The organism is Chlamydiales bacterium, from assembly GCA_016185065.1.
Taxonomy (GTDB): Bacteria; Chlamydiota; Chlamydiia; order Chlamydiales; family Rhabdochlamydiaceae.
Map to the genome: position 1 here is coordinate 39,141 of JACPOL010000006.1, position 17,898 is coordinate 57,038.

The window sequence follows — 17,898 nt, forward strand, 5'->3', positions numbered from 1 at the left end:
ATCTATGGACCCAAATCCAGAATTTGACAGGCTGATCTCCGATCTAGAAGAGGTTGAACTCACCTCTATGCACGGCCGCATCACCGAAGTGGTCGGCATGCTCATCAAAGCTGTCGTGCCTCAAGTGGCTATGGGCGAGGTGTGCGTCATCAAGCGCACGGGTCGAGAGCCTCTTTTTGCAGAGGTTGTGGGATTCACACGCGACGAAGCCTTCCTCTCCCCTCTTGGAGATATGGCTGGCATCGGCCCCTCATCAGAAGTCATCCCCTTGCGAATGCCTCTTCATATTAAAATCGGGCCCGAAGTTCTCGGCCGCGTACTGAATGGACTTGGAGAACCGCTAGATGCGGATGTGAAAGGCCCATTAAACCTTAAAGACACTTTTTCGATTCTCAATACTCCGCCAGATCCACTAAAGCGCAAAGTCATCAGCGAGCCTATCTCCACTGGCGTTCGCGCAATCGACGGGATCTTGACCTGCGGAAAAGGACAGAGAATGGGTATTTTTGCGGGCGCGGGCATGGGTAAGTCAACCCTACTCGGGATGATTGCCCGGAATGCAAAAGCAGACGTCAATGTCATTGCGCTCATCGGTGAGAGGGGCCGCGAGGTCCGCGAATTCCTTGAGAACGATCTTGGTGAAGAGGGCATGAAGCGCTCTGTCATCGTGGTCTCGACATCCGATCAGCCCGCTCAACTCAGACTCAATGCCGCCTACGTCGGTACTGCAATTGCAGAGTACTTCCGCGATCAGGGCAAGAGCGTCATCCTCATGATGGACTCTGTGACTCGTTTTGCAAGAGCTCTGCGCGAAATCGGCCTTGCAGCGGGCGAACCCCCAGCGAGGGCGGGCTTTACTCCCTCTGTATTTGCAACTCTTCCGAAGCTTCTCGAGCGTTCGGGCAACTCGGAAAAAGGCTCTATCACCGCTTTCTATACAGTTCTCGTTGCCGGCGATGATATCAATGAGCCTGTTTCCGATGAGACGCGTTCGATCTTAGACGGTCACATCATCCTTTCGAGCGATCTCGCTCGCCAATACCACTACCCTGCGATCGACGTACTAGGCTCTATTAGTCGTATCCTAACGCATATCACCGACAAGGAGCATCAGCAGTTCATTGGAAAGGTGCGCGAAGTGCTCGCTCACTATAAAAAGAACGAACTGCTCATCCGAATTGGTGAATATAAGCCTGGTTCTGACAAGGGAGCCGATTTTGCGATTAAATACATCGACAAGGTCAACCGCTTCTTGAAACAGCAGGTCGACGAGATCTCTTCGTTTGAAGAGACCGTTCAACAGCTTAAAGCCCTATTCCGATAAGCTTTTACCAAGAGTCTAAATAGAGTGTCTGAAGCTCAATATCCCCTTGAACAGCTAGTTATTATTAAGCAGAAAAAGCTGGAAGAAGCAGAAAAAGTTCTGCGCGACAAGAAAAATGCTCTTCTCAAAGAAGAGGAGAAACTGGCAAAAGTGGAAGAAGAGCGCAATCAGGTGAAAGACCATAAGCACGCCAAGCTCACACAGCTCAGAGAGGTGCTGGATGCGGGGACAACGAGCGACAAGATCGTGCAGATGCGTGGATACCTGAAACTCGTCGACGAGCAGCTTAAACAGAAAGAGCAGAAAGTAAAAGAGCAGAAGAAGAATGTAGAAGCTGCGGAAAAGCAGGTGGAAATTGCCCGCCAGGATATGGTGAAAAGGCAGCAGGATATCGAAAAGCTAGCTTCTCACCGTAAAGAGTGGGATAAAGAGACGCTTAAAGCTATGGAGCATAAGGAGTCGCTGGAAGGCGATGAGATGGGCTCTGCAATGCATACGATAAGAAAAAAAGAGAGAAACCGAAAGGGTTCTCAAGACTCTAAAAAGAAAAAATAGACATGCCAGACGTGACAAGAGTATCAGGCCCCTCACCACAAGAGCCCGGAAGAAAAGATAAAGCCTCTGCTGCTGACGCGCAGAAGTTTCAAGAGCTCATGAAATCGCGCAAGGTGGGCGAGGTTGATGAGGAGCAGAAAAAGGGTCGCAAGCGCAAGGATGAGTCGGAAGCAGAAGCTGAAGCCGACACAGAAGGCGTAGTTTCAGCTCAGCCCGATGCCACTTTAAAAGGAGCTCCATCGCCGTTTACTCCTGAAAAAGGCGTAGGCAAGGTGGGCGGTGCACTGAAAGCGCAAGCGAGCGAGGCGGCTCCTGAATCCCAGAGGCCCTCTCTTACCTCTCCAGCTGCAGCTCCTCTTCCCTCAACAACAGACGACGACTCTTTTTTAAGCAATCTTCCGGCCGCTGCGCCAAGAGCGAATATAGAGACATCGCCCCTTCCTCCCTCTTCCTACGAAGAAGCACCTGAAGAGCCCATCCAAGAAACATATGGAGATAGGAGTAAAGAGGCTCAGCTCTCTCAAGAGCCAGCGAAAGAAGCTCCCCGTCAAGCAGAGAAGGCCACAGAGGCCAAAAAGAGAGAGATCAAGAGTTATAAAGAGATCGAAAAGAGCGTCGAATCGAAAGCGAAAACAGAGGAAGAAGTTCTCCAGAAGGAAGCTGAACAGCTCCAGAAGGGAGAGAGCACAGCCCGCGACGCGGAACAAGACGCCTTTTTTCAAGGGATAACAAAAGATCAGAGACAAAAGATGGAGGAGGAGGCTCAAGCAGGACGCACCGGAGTCTCTTCAGCAGCTCCAGCAGAAGGCGGAAAGGGGCGCAAGGAGGAGAAGAAGATCGACGAGGTCTCAGCTTCAACGGGCGCTCAGAGCGGCGCTCAGGCTCCTCTACCCGACAATATTCAACCTCTCACACCAACAGCCCCCACCTCTTACGCCTATCTCCATCCCCAAGTGCTCGATATGTTTGAGAGGATGGTCGGTGTAATGACCGTGATGTCAAATGCAGGCATCTCAGAGACAACGCTTACTCTCAATGCGCCTCAATACCAGAACTCTGTCTTCTTCGGCGCTCAGATCATCATCAAAGAGTATGCGACAGCGCAGAAGTCATTTAACATTCAGCTGATCGGAAGCCCACAAGGGGTTGCTCTTTTTCAGGCAAACATCGATGATCTTATGGCGGCCTTCCAAGGTGGAAAGTACAACTTTAAAGTAAATCGCATAGAAACTGCGCTCTCATCCGAAAAACCCCTCTTTCATAGAAAAGAGGGTGTAGGTAAAGATGAAAAAGAGCGTGACTCGAATAAATAATAATCGAACTGGCATATGAGATCTGAAACAACTCTGTGGATTAAAAGGATCGAAGAAGCGATCGAAGAGGCGAAGCTCATCCCTCTTTGGGGAGCTCCTCCCGTCTTCCCATGGAAGGAATTTACCCGCGCGCTTAGCGAGACGCTCTCTCTTCCAGAACTCAGAGTTCGCGTCGTCAAGAGCGAGTGGAAAAAAACCGAGGGCTTTCTGGTTGGCCTAGGAGAGAATCCACACATCTCGAGCATTGAGCTCTCCCCAATTTCTGAAGTTGCATTCATCGCTATCTCGTCAGAAGATCTAGATAAGTTCACCTCAGCTTGTCTCACAAAAACTCAAGACTCCCGAAGCTTTTCCCATCCAGATTTTCAAGAGGGATTCTTTCACTTTCTCCTTTTGGAAGGGTTAAACGTTGCAGACCAGTTAAAATGCTTTTCCGATCTCTCAGCAAAATTGGGCAAGCCCTCTTCGCTGCATAAAGAGCTCGGAGGATTCTGCTACGATATTCGTTTAGAACTAACGGATGAGATTAGTGCAAGCATTCGCCTGATCTGTCCTTCGGGATTCCATGGCAGCTTCCGCTCACACTTTTCAAAAAACAGACCCTCTCTTCTCGAGAGCCCTCTGCTTGAAGAGACGATACTCCCTCTACATATGGAGATTGGGTCCACCAGTCTCGAGTGGGAAAAATGGAAGAAGATCTCTCCGGGAGATCTTCTCATCTTAGATCGCTGCAGCTTCGATCCTCGTGAGCACAAGGGAAGCGTAACGTTAACACTCGGCAAGACACCTCTCTTCCAAGGTAGAATTAAAGAGGGCGGTCTTAAACTACTCGATTATGCATTCTATCAAGAGGAGAGCATGTCACCTTCAGAAGAAGACAAGAAGTTCGAAGAAGAAGCAGCGAAAGAAGAGGGCGCTACCGAAGAAGAGAGCCATCTCTGGGCTAGCGAAGAGGAGAAGATCTCAAAAGAGAGCTCTATTGAAAAGATGATCTCTGCAGAAGAGGTTCCTCTCACGCTTACAGTGGAGATTGGCCGCTTGACAATGAGTCTCGACAAGCTAATGCAGATGAAGCCCGGGAATCTGCTTGAGATGGGATTAAATCCCGATCAGAGCGTTCACGTGACTTTGCAAGGAAAGCGTGTAGCAAGAGGCGAACTGGTCAAAATTGGAGACATTTTAGGCGTAAGAATCCTGGAACTGCCCCAATAATACCATTTATCAAAAATAACTGCATTTTTGACAAAGCCGGCGCCCAGAGTTTAAACTAGGCGCAGCCGACGCTGATGCAGCTCAACTTGAATAAGTTGAGCGATGCAAGCGGGTTGAAAATATGGGATTGCCGGGGAAGTCATAAAATGAAGTTATTTTTGATAAATGGTATAACATAAATGCTTCAGAAGACCTTCTACAAGCAGAATACTCTTCCAGATCTCATTTCAAGCGAGAAACTCCCTCCTACGCCCGAGAGAATCGGACCATATAAAATCGAAGGTCTGCTGAGCAAGGGCGGCATGAGCCTTCTCTATCTCGGCATTCATCCTGAAACGAACCAGACGCTCGTCGTTAAGGTTCTCTCTCCTGGATATATCAACCATCCAGAAGCTACAGCTCACTTTTTGAAAGAGGCGCACATTATTGGAATCACCAGCCATCCAAATATCGTAAAGCTCTACGGCCAGGGCGAATGGGAAGGCGGACTTTACATTGCGATGGAGTTTATCCGCGGCGTATCGCTCTCTCAGTTCATTGCTCAACAATCCTTCTCTCTAAAACGCTGTATCGACATCATTTTGCAAGTCTCTTACGCCCTCTGTCACTTACATGCAAATGGAGTGGTTCATCGAGATCTAAAACCTGAAAATATCCTCATGAGCGAAGATGGCGAAATCAAAGTCATCGACTTCGGCATCGCTCAGCTCCATGAAGAGACGAGAGGAAGCATCCCGCACTCAAAAGTTTTAGGCACCCCCTCCTACATGAGCCCTGAACAGAAAGAGGACCCATCAAAAGCAACCTATGCATCCGACATCTACTCGCTGGCAGTCATCGCCTACGAGCTCGTTCTTGGCAAGCTGAGTTACGGAATGATGAACCTCTCGCTGCTGCCAAAAGGGTTTCAGAGAATCATCGGCAAAGCCCTTGCAGTCTCACTGAGCGAACGCTACAACGATATCGTCGATCTGATCTCCGACCTTTCCGACTACTTAAAATCGGGAGAGCTCGAAAAGGAGCGTCCTGGCAGCGATGAGGTTAAAGAGGTTCTTGAAACGCTCCAGAAAGCGGGCTCTATGCTCGTCCCAGGATCGCCACCCGACTGGCCAGAGTTTGAAATTGGCCTTGCAAAGCACAAAGGCCCTGGACAGATGGGAATCTACTTCGACTTCTTCAAGCTACCTGATAATAACTACCTTATACTGCTTGCAGAACCCACTACATTTGGAATTGAAGCTCCCATCTACATCGCCTCTTTGAGAGGGATGATTCGCACGCTAATCCATGAGAGAGAGCCAGCTACGCGAGCTCCCTTCCAGGTGCGCTCTTTCATCTCTGCGCTGAATGAGCTTATTCATGACGATAGCCTTAAACAGCCCTTCTCCCTCGCACTTCTTCTTCTCGACCCTCTACAAGAGGAGCTCACCTACCTCTCTTGCGGACTTGGACGACTCGTTCATCTCCCTGAAGGCAGCGAGCTGCCCCGCTACATCGCTGTCCCAAACCCTCCCCTGGGCGTAGAGATGCCTGGCGACTTCACAGAGACAAATGACAACTGGAAGATTGGAGACACTCTCTTTCTTCACTCTCTTGAGACCGCTCTCCATGAAGATGATGCCCAAAAACGGGAGTTTGAGGGGCACTTGAACTTGGCGATTAAAGAGAGCGCTCTTCTCTCCGCCGAGCGCCAAGCCGAGACGATCCTCCGTAAAATGACAAGCCTCCATGCAATTGCAACTGAGAGCTTGCCTAAAGTCCTCCTTTCCATCCGCCGCCTCTCCTAAAAACACCTGTTAATAATTTTATTATTAGTTAATTATAAAATTATTATTTTAGATTTCGATAATGTATATTTTATGTTACTATATATCAATCTAAATACTTTATAGGCAATAAAACAATGACTTCAGAAACTAGCAGCCGACGCGCCCCCCTATCTATGACCCACCCGATGGAGACCCTATCTGACGGCATGCTTGCGTGGGCAGAAGGACTCTCCGCTTTTGATAATCCAGAAACTTGTGAATTCTATCGCAGATTCGAAATCGCTTGCGCACTTGGAGCCTCGCAATTTTTTGCTGTTTGCGAACTCTCTGTTGGCTCCGCTTTCTGGGCTGGAAAGCAGATCTCCTGCTGTTTGAAAAGAAATAAGAAGCCCGAAAAACCGGAGCGGCAAAAAGAGATAACATCAAATGCAGCTTCAAACCTTTTTAAAGCAGCTCGAGCGCATATTAGAAACGTTACCCTTCGTGCAGAAGTCTTCCCAGATGCACCGAAAGAGGCGATAAAAGTATAACCAAATAAGAGAAGAAGGAGCCCTCTTTCTTCTCTTTTTTCTTCGAGCTCTTCTGAAATATTCTCCGGTGAAACGATCTCCTGTGTTTACAATAATCCGACGAGATTTTAGGATTCACAACAAGTTTTACCATTCTAGATATAACAACTATGAGAGAAGAGTCTTCGTTTTGGCGCTTTTTTGACGTGCGCAAAAGCCTCTTTTTCAAATGCTCCCTTATCGCGTTCACTCTCTCTTCATGGCATACTTCCATTGCCAATGCTGAAGATGAGATCGCTCTGCTTGCAGATTTAAATCTCAGCAAAAGCGATGACGCTGGGGGCTCTTACACAATCAACTTCAATAACGTCTCGATCATCGAATACATTCGCTATGTGAGCAAGATCACAGGGCTCAACTTCGTATTCGACGATCAGGAGCTTCAGTTCAACGTCACGATCGTCTCCGAAGAGCCGATCACGACCAAGAATATCCTCTCTGCGATGATTCAGGTGCTCCGCATTCATGGACTTACTCTCCTTGAACAGGAGAACAATTTGCTCATCACAAAGAGCACAACAGTTAATCAGATCCCGACGATCGTCTCTCCCGATCTTCCTGAAAAACATGGAAGAGCTCCGATTGTCACACGCATCTTCCGCATAAAAAATGTGAGCCCGGATAGCATTGCGAACCTGATTAGACCGATGGTCTCTGCAAGCGCACTGATCGAGGTCTCAAAAGAGACGCGCCAGCTAATTGTTACAGATATCGTCACCAACATCGAGAAGATCTCCTCTCTTCTTGTAAGCCTCGACTCTCCCCACTCTCCCCTGGAGATAGAAGCTTACGTTGCTAAGCACATCTCTCCCATTGAGCTAATCGCACTTGCAACACAGATCGTTACTCCATTTGCTGAAGGCAACCCCCTTCTATTCGTTCCTCAGCTAGATACAAATAGTATCTTCATCATCTCTACTCCCTACCTGATCGAAAGGGCAATGGCAGTGATGGAAGATCTCGATATTGCAAGCAAAGCTACTCCAATTAAAGGAAACGGAAAGGCCACCTTTTACGTCTATCAGATCGAACATGCGAGCGAAGAGCAGCTAAGTACTGCTCTGAAGCAGATGATTGAAAATATCCAGGACTCCTCCACTCCGGATGAAAATCTCATCGAAGCTCTAAAGAGCATGCGCTGGATTAAAGAGAACAACTCCCTTATTTTTACCGGCGATGCAAAATCGATCGAGCAGATCAAAATTCTCCTCCCCACCTTTGACGTCGTGCCCGCGAAATCCAAACGCGCGCTATCCACCGGAACAGACTTTCTGATGTACCGGCCGAAGAATCGCACAGGAACCGGTCTCGTAGAGGGAATGGAAGAGGTCAGCGATAAACTAAAAGACTCCGGACTAGCAGATCCTTCTCTCCTCTATTCGATTGAAAAAATGCAGTGGGTCCCTGAGACCAACACCCTCCTCTTTACCGGCGATCCTGAGACGCTTAAAAAAGTTCAAGAGATCCTCATTGAATTGGACAACTCCTCTGGTGTTGCTGTTGAAGAGGGCAGAGAGTTCTACCTCTACAAGCTGCAGTACGTTCAGGGTAACGAGCTGTTAAAAAACCTAGAGATGCTAGCAAGCGATCTTCCTTCAGACGATCCTGTGAGCGAAAATCTTGCAAAGACGATCGACAAGATTAAGTGGGTAAAAGACAACAACTCCCTCCTCATCACCGGATCTACAATCAGCGTAGAAAAAGTTAAGAGCTTGATTGCCCAATTCGATACTGCAGAAGCTGCAGGCGCCGCTCTTGCAGGTGGTAAATCCTCCTTTTTTATCTATAAGCCAAAGTATCAGTCTGCCGAATTTATCCAAGAGTCTCTCACTACGATATCAACTGATCTAGAACAGTCTGGTTTAATCGATCGCGGGCTTCTGCAGACACTCAAAACGATGAGACCCGTCCCTGCGACCAACTCCCTCCTTTTTACGGGCTCTCCAGAGTCTATACAAAAGGTGCAGGGGCTGCTTGCAACAATCGACGTTTCGATCGGTGAAGCTCATGTGATCCAGCGTATCGGCAACATGACTTTTATCATCTACAAGCTCACAGCTGCTTCTGCGCCAGAGTTTATGTCCTCTATGCGCTCTGTATCGGCTCAGCTCGACAAGTCGAATGCAGTGGATAAGGAGCTAAGTCAAGCGATCAATTCAATGAAGTGGATCAAAGAGACAAACTCCATCCTCTTTACCGGCTCCCAACAGGCCTTAGAACGCGTTGAAGCGCTTGCAGAGAAGTTTGATATTGCGGCACTCGGTGGCACGAAAGCGGCCCCCATGAGCTACGTTCTCTACACACCTGTCTATCAGAATGGACCCGACCTCATTCAGATCCTATGTCTCTTTGAGAAGAATCTAACTGATTCGGGAGTCTCCGATCCCGCCCTTTTTGATACGATCAATAATCTCAAGTGGATGGATCAGACCTCCTCTCTTGTGATTACAGGAGACGCCGACTCGATTAAAAAAGTGGAAGCCCTCCTCGTTAAATTCGACATTCCCAGCAAAGCTGAAGAAGGAGCCGTTCCCTCTATCTCCTCGATTGAGAACACAAGCTTCCTAGTTTACAAGCTGCAATACCACCAGGGAACCGACATCATCACTGCGATCAAGCAGGTGGCCTCCGAACTAAGTAAATCAACAGCCACACCAACTCAAAACCTCGTTGCTGCCATCAACTCGCTCCAGTGGATTAACGTAACTAACTCGCTAATTGCAACCGGTGATCAAGATGTACTCACAAAACTGAAAGACCTCGTCCAGAGCCTCGACGTTCCGCTTAAACAGGTCTTCATCGAAGTGCTTATCATCGAGACAAGTCTTTCTAACCTCCAGAGCTTCGGCGTGCAGTGGGGAGGCTTTGCAAAATACCGCGATAAGGTGGGCATAGGCTATGGCAACTTCCCTGCTACCAACCCCTTCTCTGGGCAGAGCGCAGCCTCCCCTGTCTTCCAGTCTGGTTTGCAAGCTGTAAATGCAACTAGCTTCCCTAACCCGAACACGCAGATTCCTTTCACGCAAGGCTTCGATCTAGGCTCAATCGGAGACATCGTCATGCATAAGGGCAGGTCTTTTATCTCCCTGGGCGCGCTTGTGAATGCACTTCAGACAGATATCGATTCGACGATCGTTCTCAATCCGAAATTGATCTGCCAAGACACGACAAACTCTACCATCTTTGTCGGGCAGAACATCCCCTACACCGGATCGGTCCTTAACGTTTCTGGTGGCATAAACACCTCCGTCACATCGAACATCGAATACCGCGATATCGGGATGAACCTCAGCATCACACCCTATCTCGGAAATAGCGATATTATCACGCTTGAGATCTCGAATGACCTCAGCACCCAGATCTCCGCTTCAGCGAACCAGAATATTCCGCCCAACGGAATTTTAACGACTCACACCAGCTTAAATACACGCGTCCATGTTCCCGATAAGCACTTTGTCGTTTTAAGCGGCATGATTCAAGATACGAAGCAGCACTTCAAATCGGGCATTCCTTGCCTCGGCGGCCTCCCCGTAATTGGCGCTGCATTTAGTGAGAACGATCGCACTAACTCTAAAGACAACCTGATCATCTTCATCCGCCCACAGATCATCAACAACTACGAAGAGTATAAGAACGTCACAGGCCACCAAGAGCAGCTCTACAAAGATGAGATCGTTCTCCCTGTGATGAAAGAAGAGTTTGATGAGGGCATCAACCTCGTCAAACAGTCGGATAATGAATAGATCTCTTCTTGTTTTTTGCAGCTTCTGCCTACTGCTTTCTGCGTGCCATCACGTTTCAGATGATATAGAGCCGAAGATCAACTACGCCGTGCAAGATCGGTATTTAAAGAGCCTGCCAGCTCCCTTCCCTCCTCTTACAGAACATGAGAAGCAGCAAGATTGGGGCAGAGAGTATGTCATAGGAAAGGGGTTTGCGCATCAGCTCGACCTCTACCAAGCGATTACCGCCTTCAAGCGTTCAGAGTTTTTAGTTCCTCAAGAGTCTTATAAACGGCGCTTAGAGGTCCAGTATGAGATTCTCCTCTGCTACTTCCTCGCTAAAAAATACTCAGATGTAGTCTACACCTTTGAGCGCAGCGACCTTCGAAATGCCGACCAGACCTTCCCCGTCTACCACGACCTTCTCGTGATCCTGTATGAGAGCTATCAAGAGACCCAAGAAGAGCAGAAGGCCGAGCGGATCTTAAAGATTCTCGAAGAGAGCGATGCCGAGTCCGCCGAGAAGCTCTCCCTCTCCTCCGCTCTTATGCGCGCAGATCTTCCAACACTCCATCAGCACGCTGAAAACCACTCCGATGAGAGCTATTTAAAGCCCTTTCTCGCCTCCTATGAAGCCGAGAGAAAATCTGTGAGTAAGGCCCAAGCTTTAAATGCCGTTCTTCCTGGAGCCGGCTACCTCTATCTGGGCCAGAAAAAATCTGCGCTCACCGCAGTTCTCTTAAATGGTCTTTTTATTGCGGCCTCTGTCCACTTCTTTCAGCATAAGCACCTCGCCGCTGGCCTCATCTTCACAAGCTTTGAAGCTGGCTGGTACTTTGGCGGGATCTACGGCGGCGGCGAAGAGGCTAAGTATTACAATGAAAGACTCTATGAGCAGAAGGCCTCGCCCATGATGAACCAGAAGGGGCTCTTCCCCGTATTCATGCTGCGCTATGGCTTTTAAACCAACCCTTCTATTTATCCTAGCTCCCCTCCTATGCTTTGCAGCACCAGGCTATGAAGAGCCCTGGGGAACGGATGCAGATCTACTTCCCAAACAGAAGAGCGTCGAAGCCCCTGCGCAGAAACCCTCCATCATGGTTAAAGCTGCAAAGGAGGCCATTCTCTTCCACCAGAACGTGCTCTCTAAGGTCGACGGACCGCGCAGCCACTTCCGCCCCTCCTCTTCCCAGTACATGCTCCTCGCAATGCAGAAGCACGGCTTCGTCAAAGGCTTCTTCCTCGGCTGCGACCGCCTCCTCCGCGAGAACGACGACGAGTGGGTCTACCGCACCACTACCTTCAACGGCAAACTCATCAAGTACGATCCCCCTCCCTAATTAGCAGCCGAGCTGGCCGCAGAGCTTGCCAACATTAAACTCGTAAATTGCAAGCTGACTTGGTGTGACCTTTTCAGGATACTCCGCAAGTGACCTTGTTAATGAAGCTACCTGCTCGAGTTGGGCTTGGGCATCCGGAGGAAGCTGACTGCTCAATTTCTGCAATGTATTCAGGTCGCCAGCAATGGCCTGCTCTACTGCACTGATTCGAGCCATGATTGCACTCTTCTGCTGGGGAGTTGTTGCTGCCGTATATTGCGCGTACAGATCTGGTAGCTGGACTGACAGATTTGCCATATCAGTCGCAGCTTTTTGGGCCTGCGGTGGAATATCCGACGGCTGCTGACTTCCGTAAGTTGGGCTGGTTGGTGGAACGTTTCCTATACGCATATCTTTCTCCTTGTTGTCCTTCTCAACCTCAAAATACGCATCTTTTAAAATTAGAGGCTACTACAAGATTACACCAACCAGCAGGTATATGCACTCTTCTATGCTGGCAATGTGGATTCTTGAAAAATTTATTACAACTCTCTAAATTTTGTGCTCCTTATCTTCGCGATGGAGTTTCTAATGACAAGTCTTACAGAGCGTTTATTATCTGCGGAAACAGCCGAAGCAGCTCCCTATGCAGCTTATGATTCAGAGACCTCTTACGATAGACCGGCTTCCAGAGCTTCAGCGGCGCCTCCGGTCTCCTATTATGCCAGCAGCCTAACAAGCGCTGCAGCAGGAACGGGTATTGCAACAGGAGCGGGAGCAGTATCTGTAACAATCACTCACTCAGCTCTTGCACCACCTTCGGGTGCGCAGGACTCGAAAGGAGACGCGAAGGAGTCAGATCAGACGGTGACACTCAAAGATGGAAGCAAATATACAGGTCCTATGAAAAATGGATACCCTGATGGAAAGGGCACCATCGCGTATCCAGCTGACCATCCAGGGGGATGGGATCGATATACTGGAGACTTTGTAGATGGCGTTCCAGATGGAGAAGGCCATCTGCTTTTTAAAGACAAAACCACCTATCAAGGCAGCTTTTCCCAAGGCGCAAGCCATGGCCAGGGAACTTTGATAACAGGACCTCGTGGCGTCAAAATCATTGGAGAATTTCAACACGGAGCGATCCATAATGGCGAGGGTTATTTTCCTGGCTATAAAGAACCATTTACATTCATAGAGGGCCATCAGTATCACCCAAATGGCTGCTCTAATGAGGGTTGCACTGGTTTCTTTTGCACAGTTCAATAATACAGCGCTGGCCTACTCCCCTGATAGATCTGAAACCGCTACCTCCGCTTACCCCAGTGTCCCTGGCCGCCCGCTACAAAACGCCTTCTTTTCCCGTCAAAATGCACAAAGTCTCCGCATTCTCAATGCGCATATCCCAGGAGATCCCACCAAACCTTCGCGCGAAGAGTTTGCTAGGTACGCTTATGAACGCCACCAAGAAAATGCCATCACAGTCGCACTAGGCGATAATAATTTCGAAAGAGAGGAGATGATCGCTGCCTATCGAAAAGCTGGATATACCGACTTTAGCATCCACTCTCCCTGGCAGACAAACATCGATCCCTATTCCAGAATGTCAAAGGGCATCGACCATCTTTTTGTGATCGGAGTTGATAACTCAAGAGATTTGAGTGCAGGCGAAGTTCTGTCCAATGGCAATCTTCAAGAGACGATCGATCTCCTCAATCACGCCAGATGAGCTTTAAGAGCTCTTTTTTGCAATTACGGTGGGGAAAATGTGAGCCTTGTCGTAGAGAATTTCGATCTCGCAGAAGCCCGCTTGCTTAAGCTGGTTTCTCACGGTCTCTTCCGTACGGTACGCTTGCCATTTCACACCTAGAACATCCACGAATAGGATTTTTTGCAGGATCGCATCTTGCGGACGAACCTCAGCAGATAGCCAAGCAGTAGTCAAACCAGGTGCTGGTGGAGGAGTCAGAAAACTCGTTACAAGGACTCCGTTCGGCTTGAGTGCATCGAAGAATTGTTTGTAAAGCAGAACAACCTTCTGATCGTCATGCTCATAGATTGCTAATCCATTGCTGGCGATGAGATCAAACTGCTCTTCGAGATCGAGTTTCCAGGCATCCTTCTCAAGAAAATGACTCTGAATGAGTAGCCCCTGCTCAGCGGCGTGCTCGCGCGCTTGATCAAGCGTTTCAGCATCGAGATCGATCCCCCAGAGTGAAAATGTATCAAGGCCTGAGTAGTCAAGATCGAGAAGCTCCCCCATGAGCCCGCAAGGAATAGAAGCGAAACTGCAGCCCTCTTTAATGCGCTGTTGAATTTGAGATTTGAAAATCTGATATCTCTGCTGCGTGGCAAGGCATGTAGGCGCAGAGTCGAGAATAAACGACTCAAGAGAATTGAACGGTTTAGGCTTACCTTCTATCTCCTTCTTTTCTGGATATGTGATGACATAGTGAGTCCAGTAGCCGTTTAACCCGCCTCTTTCAATTAGAAATCTTCCGAGTTCAAACTCTGATAGTTGATTGACCATTTCGAGCTGCCTCTGGACGGTAGCGTAAGGAAGATCTCCTCGATTCGCTATTCGTTCCACCATGGCCTTTCTGCTCTGCTCAAAAGAGGAGGCGCGCTGTGCGTGGGAGAGGTTCTGTTCAGCCCCGATCTCGAAGTTCAATCCAGACATTATAAACACCACAAGTGAGATCTTTAAGAATTTGTTCATTTTTCCCTTCGCCCGTTACTTCACTGGGTAAACAGCAAAGGTTACCAATAAATGGGAAAAAAGCAAAAAAGAACTTATTAAACTCTTCTTATTTGACGTTGAGGTCGTTGTAGAGGAGGTCTAGTTCTTGGAGGAGAACTTCGGTGGGTTCGGGATGCTTGAGGAAAGAGAGCATCACCTGGCTGAGAGCGGAGGCTTCGCCCTCTATGGGCTCATACTCTTCGGCGGCAGAGAGAAGAGAGACTCCTTCGGGCAGGCCGGGAACTGAAAGGGGCTGGCCTAGCATATTCTGAATGATCTGACCGGCATCTTGTAAGTTCTCTCTTAGCATGGGTTTATTCCAATTTAGACGCTTTGCGGGAGAGTTCATTGAGCTGTTTGATGGTCTCAGCGAGATTTGATAGTGAGTGTACGCTGCGCGCTGAGTCGGGCGTGAGATTTTTCACAGAATCGGAAAAGTTTGAGATCGCAGATTGTAGTTTTTTGGCGAGCTGAGCCTCTTCTGAGATCGGCGGCTCGTAGAAGGGAGGTGTTGGGGAAGTTGGTCCTACATTTCTTACCATACAACTCCTAACGTTTTTTATTTCCACGACGGCTCGCGCCCGCACGAGCAGAGGTCTTCTTCTTCTTTTTGCGGCTGTTAGATGGCTCTTTTACAAGAGATGTCTGAGAGGGCCAGCCTGCAAGAGGTGGAATATGTGTCATTGCGGTATAATCCGTTATATTTTTCAAATTACATATTAATAATTTGAACCACAACAGTTATTTAGCGTGAACTGAGAGGTACTCTTCAAGAGAGCCATCAAACGAGCGGATCCCCTTCTCTTCAAAGGCGAGCGTACGCGTTGTGGCGCGCGAAAGCAGGTCGCGGTCATGGCTGGCCATGATAACCGTTCCCTTATACTCTTCTAGCGCCCATGCAAGTGCAGAGACGGCTTCGAGGTCGAGGTGGTTGTTGGGCTCGTCAAACACGAGGGTGTTGTAGTTGCAGAGCATGATTCCGGCGATGATAAGGCGCGCGGTCTCTCCTCCCGACAGGTGGGAGATGGGCTTAAAGGCGTCGTCGCCTCCAAAGAGCATCTTACCTAGAACGCTGCGGATGTCCTGATCGTAGACTCCCTCTTTGCGGCCTTTGAGCCAGTCGAAGGCGGTCATCGAAGAGCTCTTATCGATGATATCGTTGTGGTTTTGGGGAAAGTAGCCGATCTGCACCTGGTGGCCGAGTTCAATACGGCCGCTATCCTGTGGAAGGACTTGCGCTAGCATCTTCAGAAGAGTCGTCTTTCCTCTTCCGTTATTTCCAATGACGCCGATCTTCTCTCCACGCGCGATTTCGCATGAGAAGTTGGTGATCACCTTCTTTCCATCAAATGCTTTTGAAATGTCTTGGACCTTAAAAATCACCTGACCAGCGGGTTTTTCTGGAGGGTAGAAGCGAATATATGGTCTCTGGATATTTGATTTCTTTAATTCCATAGGGCTCAAGCGCTCGATCTCTCTTAAACGAGATTGAACCTGGCTTGCGCGCGTTCCGGCGCCGAATTTTGCTACGAACTCTTGAAGCTGAGAGATCTTCTTCTCTTTGCTCTTGTTTTCCGACTCGGTGCGCTCGCGGACAGAGCTCTTAGCTGCAACCATGTCATCATAGTTTCCTGAATAGATGATGAGGGTCTCATAGTCGATATCGGCAATATGTGTTGTAATCGCATTCAAGAAGTGGCGGTCGTGGCTGACTACAACAAGCGTGCCGGTATAGCGCAGCAGGAAGGTCTCTAGCCATCCGATCGATTCGAGGTCGAGGTGGTTGGTCGGTTCATCGAGCAAGAGAGCCTCAGGGGTTCCGAAGAGCGCTTGGCAGAGGAGAACGCGGAACTGCATGTCGATAGGGACCTCTTCCATCCGTTTGTGGTGGAGCTCCCCAGGGATCCCCATTCCCACGAGTAGAGACTCAGCTTCCGACTCAGCCTCATACCCATTTTCGTCTGCGACGATCTCTTCGAGCTCGCCAAGGCGGATGCCGATCTCGTCTGTCATCTCTTCGAGATAGAGTCGATCTCTTTCAGCGAAAGTATCCCAGAGGCGCTGGTTGCCCATGATGACTGCATCGACAACTTTGATCTCTCTGAAATCTTCGATATTCTGTCTTAAGAAACCCACCTTACGAGGAAGAGTGACTGTTCCGCTCGTCGGCTCCTCTTTTTTCATGATGATCTTAAAGAGAGTCGACTTGCCTGCTCCGTTAGGCCCAGTCAGACCGTAGCGCTTCCCGGGGCTAAAGGTGACGGTGACATTTTCGAATAGAACGCGGCTTCCGATCTTCTTTGAGATTTCGTTTAGTGTAATCATGGATTGAGTTTTTGTTTTTGGATTGTCTATATTAACACACAAATGGCTGACGTCAAGATAGTAATAGGTCAATTTTTAGAGTATTTGCGGGTGGTAAGAGGCTCCTCTTCCCATACGATCCGCAACTATGGGCTAGATCTAGAGGGGTTTAGATCCTATTTAGAAAGTCAAAATAGTTCTATAGATCTAGCAAGCGTCGGCAAGCGCGAAATCCGAGGCTACTTAGCTGAACTCAATGCGAAAGAGGCAAAAAAGAGAACGATACTCAGACGCCTCTCTAGTCTGCGCTCGTTTTTCAATTTCTTAAGTAGAGAGAAGCTGATCTCTCTGAACCCGATGGATGAGATCGACTCTCCCAAGCTCGATAAGACGATTCCCGCCTCTCTCACCTACGATCAGGTCGAGCGCCTCTTTTCAGCGCCAGATACTACGAGCTACCTCGGCCTTCGAGACCGCTGCATCATGGAGCTCTTCTACAGCTCAGGCCTGCGCATCAGCGAACTGGCCGCCTTAAATCGCACAGATGTTGATTTTGTAGAGAGACTCGTCCGCGTGATGGGTAAAGGAAAAAAGCAGCGCGTCGTCCCTGTAACGCAGACAGCTGTCTCCTGGATTCAGAAGTATTTAAATGATCCTCAGCGCCACCTCAGTTCAGATGTCCACCAGCCCGAGGAGGATAGCTCTGCACTCTTTTTGAATAAGTGGGGAAGGCGCATTACCGTGCGATCGATCGACCGCAAATTCGAGCAGTACCTGCTCGCTTCGGGTCTATCGGGAAAGATCACCCCGCACACGATCCGCCACACGATTGCTACCCACTGGCTTGAAAAGGGAATGGACCTCAAGACGATCCAGATGCTTCTCGGCCACAGCTCCCTCGGCACAACCACCATCTACACCCAAGTCTCAACTAGGCTCAAGCGCGACGTCTACCAGAAAGCCCATCCCCTATCCCTAGGCGAAAAGTAGCCCCCTTTTTTGAAGAGAAGATCGGGCGCGGGCACGCACACGGGCACGTTCACGAAAGAGAGAAAGAGAGGGGACACGGAA

At 49.0% G+C, this 17,898-nt stretch carries 17 protein-coding genes; 12 read left to right on the plus strand and 5 right to left on the minus strand.

The window, feature by feature from the left end:
- Positions 1 to 4 precede the first annotated feature (4 nt).
- The 9 genes from sctN to HYX48_03555 all read left to right on the plus strand — a co-directional run bounded on the left by sctN (position 5) and on the right by HYX48_03555 (position 11,804).
- A complete protein-coding gene (gene sctN, locus HYX48_03515; protein ID MBI2742964.1) occupies positions 5 to 1,324 on the plus strand; it encodes a type III secretion system ATPase SctN in 1,320 nt (439 codons plus the stop codon).
- Between the two features lie 24 nt (positions 1,325 to 1,348).
- Positions 1,349 to 1,879, plus strand: a complete 531-nt coding sequence (locus tag HYX48_03520; GenBank protein MBI2742965.1) for a type III secretion T3S chaperone — start codon at positions 1,349 to 1,351, stop codon at positions 1,877 to 1,879.
- An 11-nt stretch (positions 1,880 to 1,890) separates the two neighbouring features.
- Positions 1,891 to 3,192 carry a hypothetical protein gene (locus HYX48_03525; GenBank protein ID MBI2742966.1) on the plus strand — a complete coding sequence of 434 codons (1,302 nt, stop codon included), beginning with the start codon at positions 1,891 to 1,893 and terminating at the stop codon, positions 3,190 to 3,192.
- A 15-nt stretch (positions 3,193 to 3,207) separates the two neighbouring features.
- Complete coding sequence (gene sctQ / locus HYX48_03530; GenBank protein ID MBI2742967.1) at positions 3,208 to 4,404, plus strand: type III secretion system cytoplasmic ring protein SctQ; 1,197 nt, start codon at positions 3,208 to 3,210, stop codon at positions 4,402 to 4,404.
- 179 nt (positions 4,405 to 4,583) lie between these two features.
- A complete protein-coding gene (locus HYX48_03535; protein ID MBI2742968.1) occupies positions 4,584 to 6,191 on the plus strand; it encodes a protein kinase in 1,608 nt (535 codons plus the stop codon).
- 116 nt (positions 6,192 to 6,307) lie between these two features.
- Positions 6,308 to 6,703 carry a hypothetical protein gene (locus tag HYX48_03540; protein ID MBI2742969.1) on the plus strand — a complete coding sequence of 132 codons (396 nt, stop codon included), beginning with the start codon at positions 6,308 to 6,310 and terminating at the stop codon, positions 6,701 to 6,703.
- A 149-nt stretch (positions 6,704 to 6,852) separates the two neighbouring features.
- Positions 6,853 to 10,485 carry a hypothetical protein gene (locus HYX48_03545; protein MBI2742970.1) on the plus strand — a complete coding sequence of 1,211 codons (3,633 nt, stop codon included), beginning with the start codon at positions 6,853 to 6,855 and terminating at the stop codon, positions 10,483 to 10,485.
- Positions 10,478 to 11,428: a tetratricopeptide repeat protein gene (locus HYX48_03550; GenBank protein ID MBI2742971.1), complete on the plus strand. Its 951-nt coding sequence runs from the start codon at positions 10,478 to 10,480 to the stop codon at positions 11,426 to 11,428. Before HYX48_03545 ends, HYX48_03550 begins: the two co-directional genes overlap by 8 nt.
- Entirely contained in the window at positions 11,418 to 11,804 is a 387-nt protein-coding gene (locus tag HYX48_03555; protein MBI2742972.1) for a membrane protein insertion efficiency factor YidD, read from the plus strand. The genes HYX48_03550 and HYX48_03555 overlap by 11 nt, the downstream gene beginning before the upstream one ends.
- Here the strand turns inward: HYX48_03555 and HYX48_03560 are convergent, their stop codons facing one another.
- On the minus strand, positions 11,805 to 12,194 hold the full coding sequence (locus HYX48_03560; GenBank protein MBI2742973.1) for a hypothetical protein: 390 nt from the start codon (positions 12,192 to 12,194) through the stop codon (positions 11,805 to 11,807).
- 180 nt (positions 12,195 to 12,374) lie between these two features.
- Here HYX48_03560 and HYX48_03565 point away from each other — a divergent pair, with 180 nt between their 5' ends.
- Together HYX48_03565 and HYX48_03570 are read left to right on the plus strand one after the other, a co-directional pair.
- Entirely contained in the window at positions 12,375 to 13,052 is a 678-nt protein-coding gene (locus HYX48_03565; GenBank protein ID MBI2742974.1) for a hypothetical protein, read from the plus strand.
- Positions 13,015 to 13,512 (plus strand): hypothetical protein, encoded by a 498-nt coding sequence (locus HYX48_03570; GenBank protein MBI2742975.1) that lies wholly within the window; start codon positions 13,015 to 13,017, stop codon positions 13,510 to 13,512. Before HYX48_03565 ends, HYX48_03570 begins: the two co-directional genes overlap by 38 nt.
- Positions 13,513 to 13,515: 3 nt before the next feature.
- Here the strand turns inward: HYX48_03570 and HYX48_03575 are convergent, their stop codons facing one another.
- From HYX48_03575 to HYX48_03590, 4 genes are all read right to left on the minus strand, one after another.
- Positions 13,516 to 14,502, minus strand: a complete 987-nt coding sequence (locus HYX48_03575) for a class I SAM-dependent methyltransferase (GenBank protein ID MBI2742976.1) — start codon at positions 14,500 to 14,502, stop codon at positions 13,516 to 13,518.
- Between the two features lie 88 nt (positions 14,503 to 14,590).
- On the minus strand, positions 14,591 to 14,833 hold the full coding sequence (locus HYX48_03580) for a hypothetical protein (GenBank protein MBI2742977.1): 243 nt from the start codon (positions 14,831 to 14,833) through the stop codon (positions 14,591 to 14,593).
- Between the two features lie 4 nt (positions 14,834 to 14,837).
- Positions 14,838 to 15,065 (minus strand): hypothetical protein, encoded by a 228-nt coding sequence (locus HYX48_03585; GenBank protein ID MBI2742978.1) that lies wholly within the window; start codon positions 15,063 to 15,065, stop codon positions 14,838 to 14,840.
- A 199-nt stretch (positions 15,066 to 15,264) separates the two neighbouring features.
- Positions 15,265 to 16,848 (minus strand): ABC-F family ATP-binding cassette domain-containing protein, encoded by a 1,584-nt coding sequence (locus tag HYX48_03590; GenBank protein MBI2742979.1) that lies wholly within the window; start codon positions 16,846 to 16,848, stop codon positions 15,265 to 15,267.
- Positions 16,849 to 16,890: 42 nt separating this feature from the next.
- On the opposite strand from HYX48_03590, the gene HYX48_03595 reads away from it, so the two are divergent.
- The gene (locus tag HYX48_03595; GenBank protein MBI2742980.1) at positions 16,891 to 17,817 is read left to right on the plus strand and encodes a tyrosine recombinase XerC; all 927 of its coding nucleotides are present in this window, start codon (positions 16,891 to 16,893) and stop codon (positions 17,815 to 17,817) included.
- Positions 17,818 to 17,898: the final 81 nt, after the last annotated feature.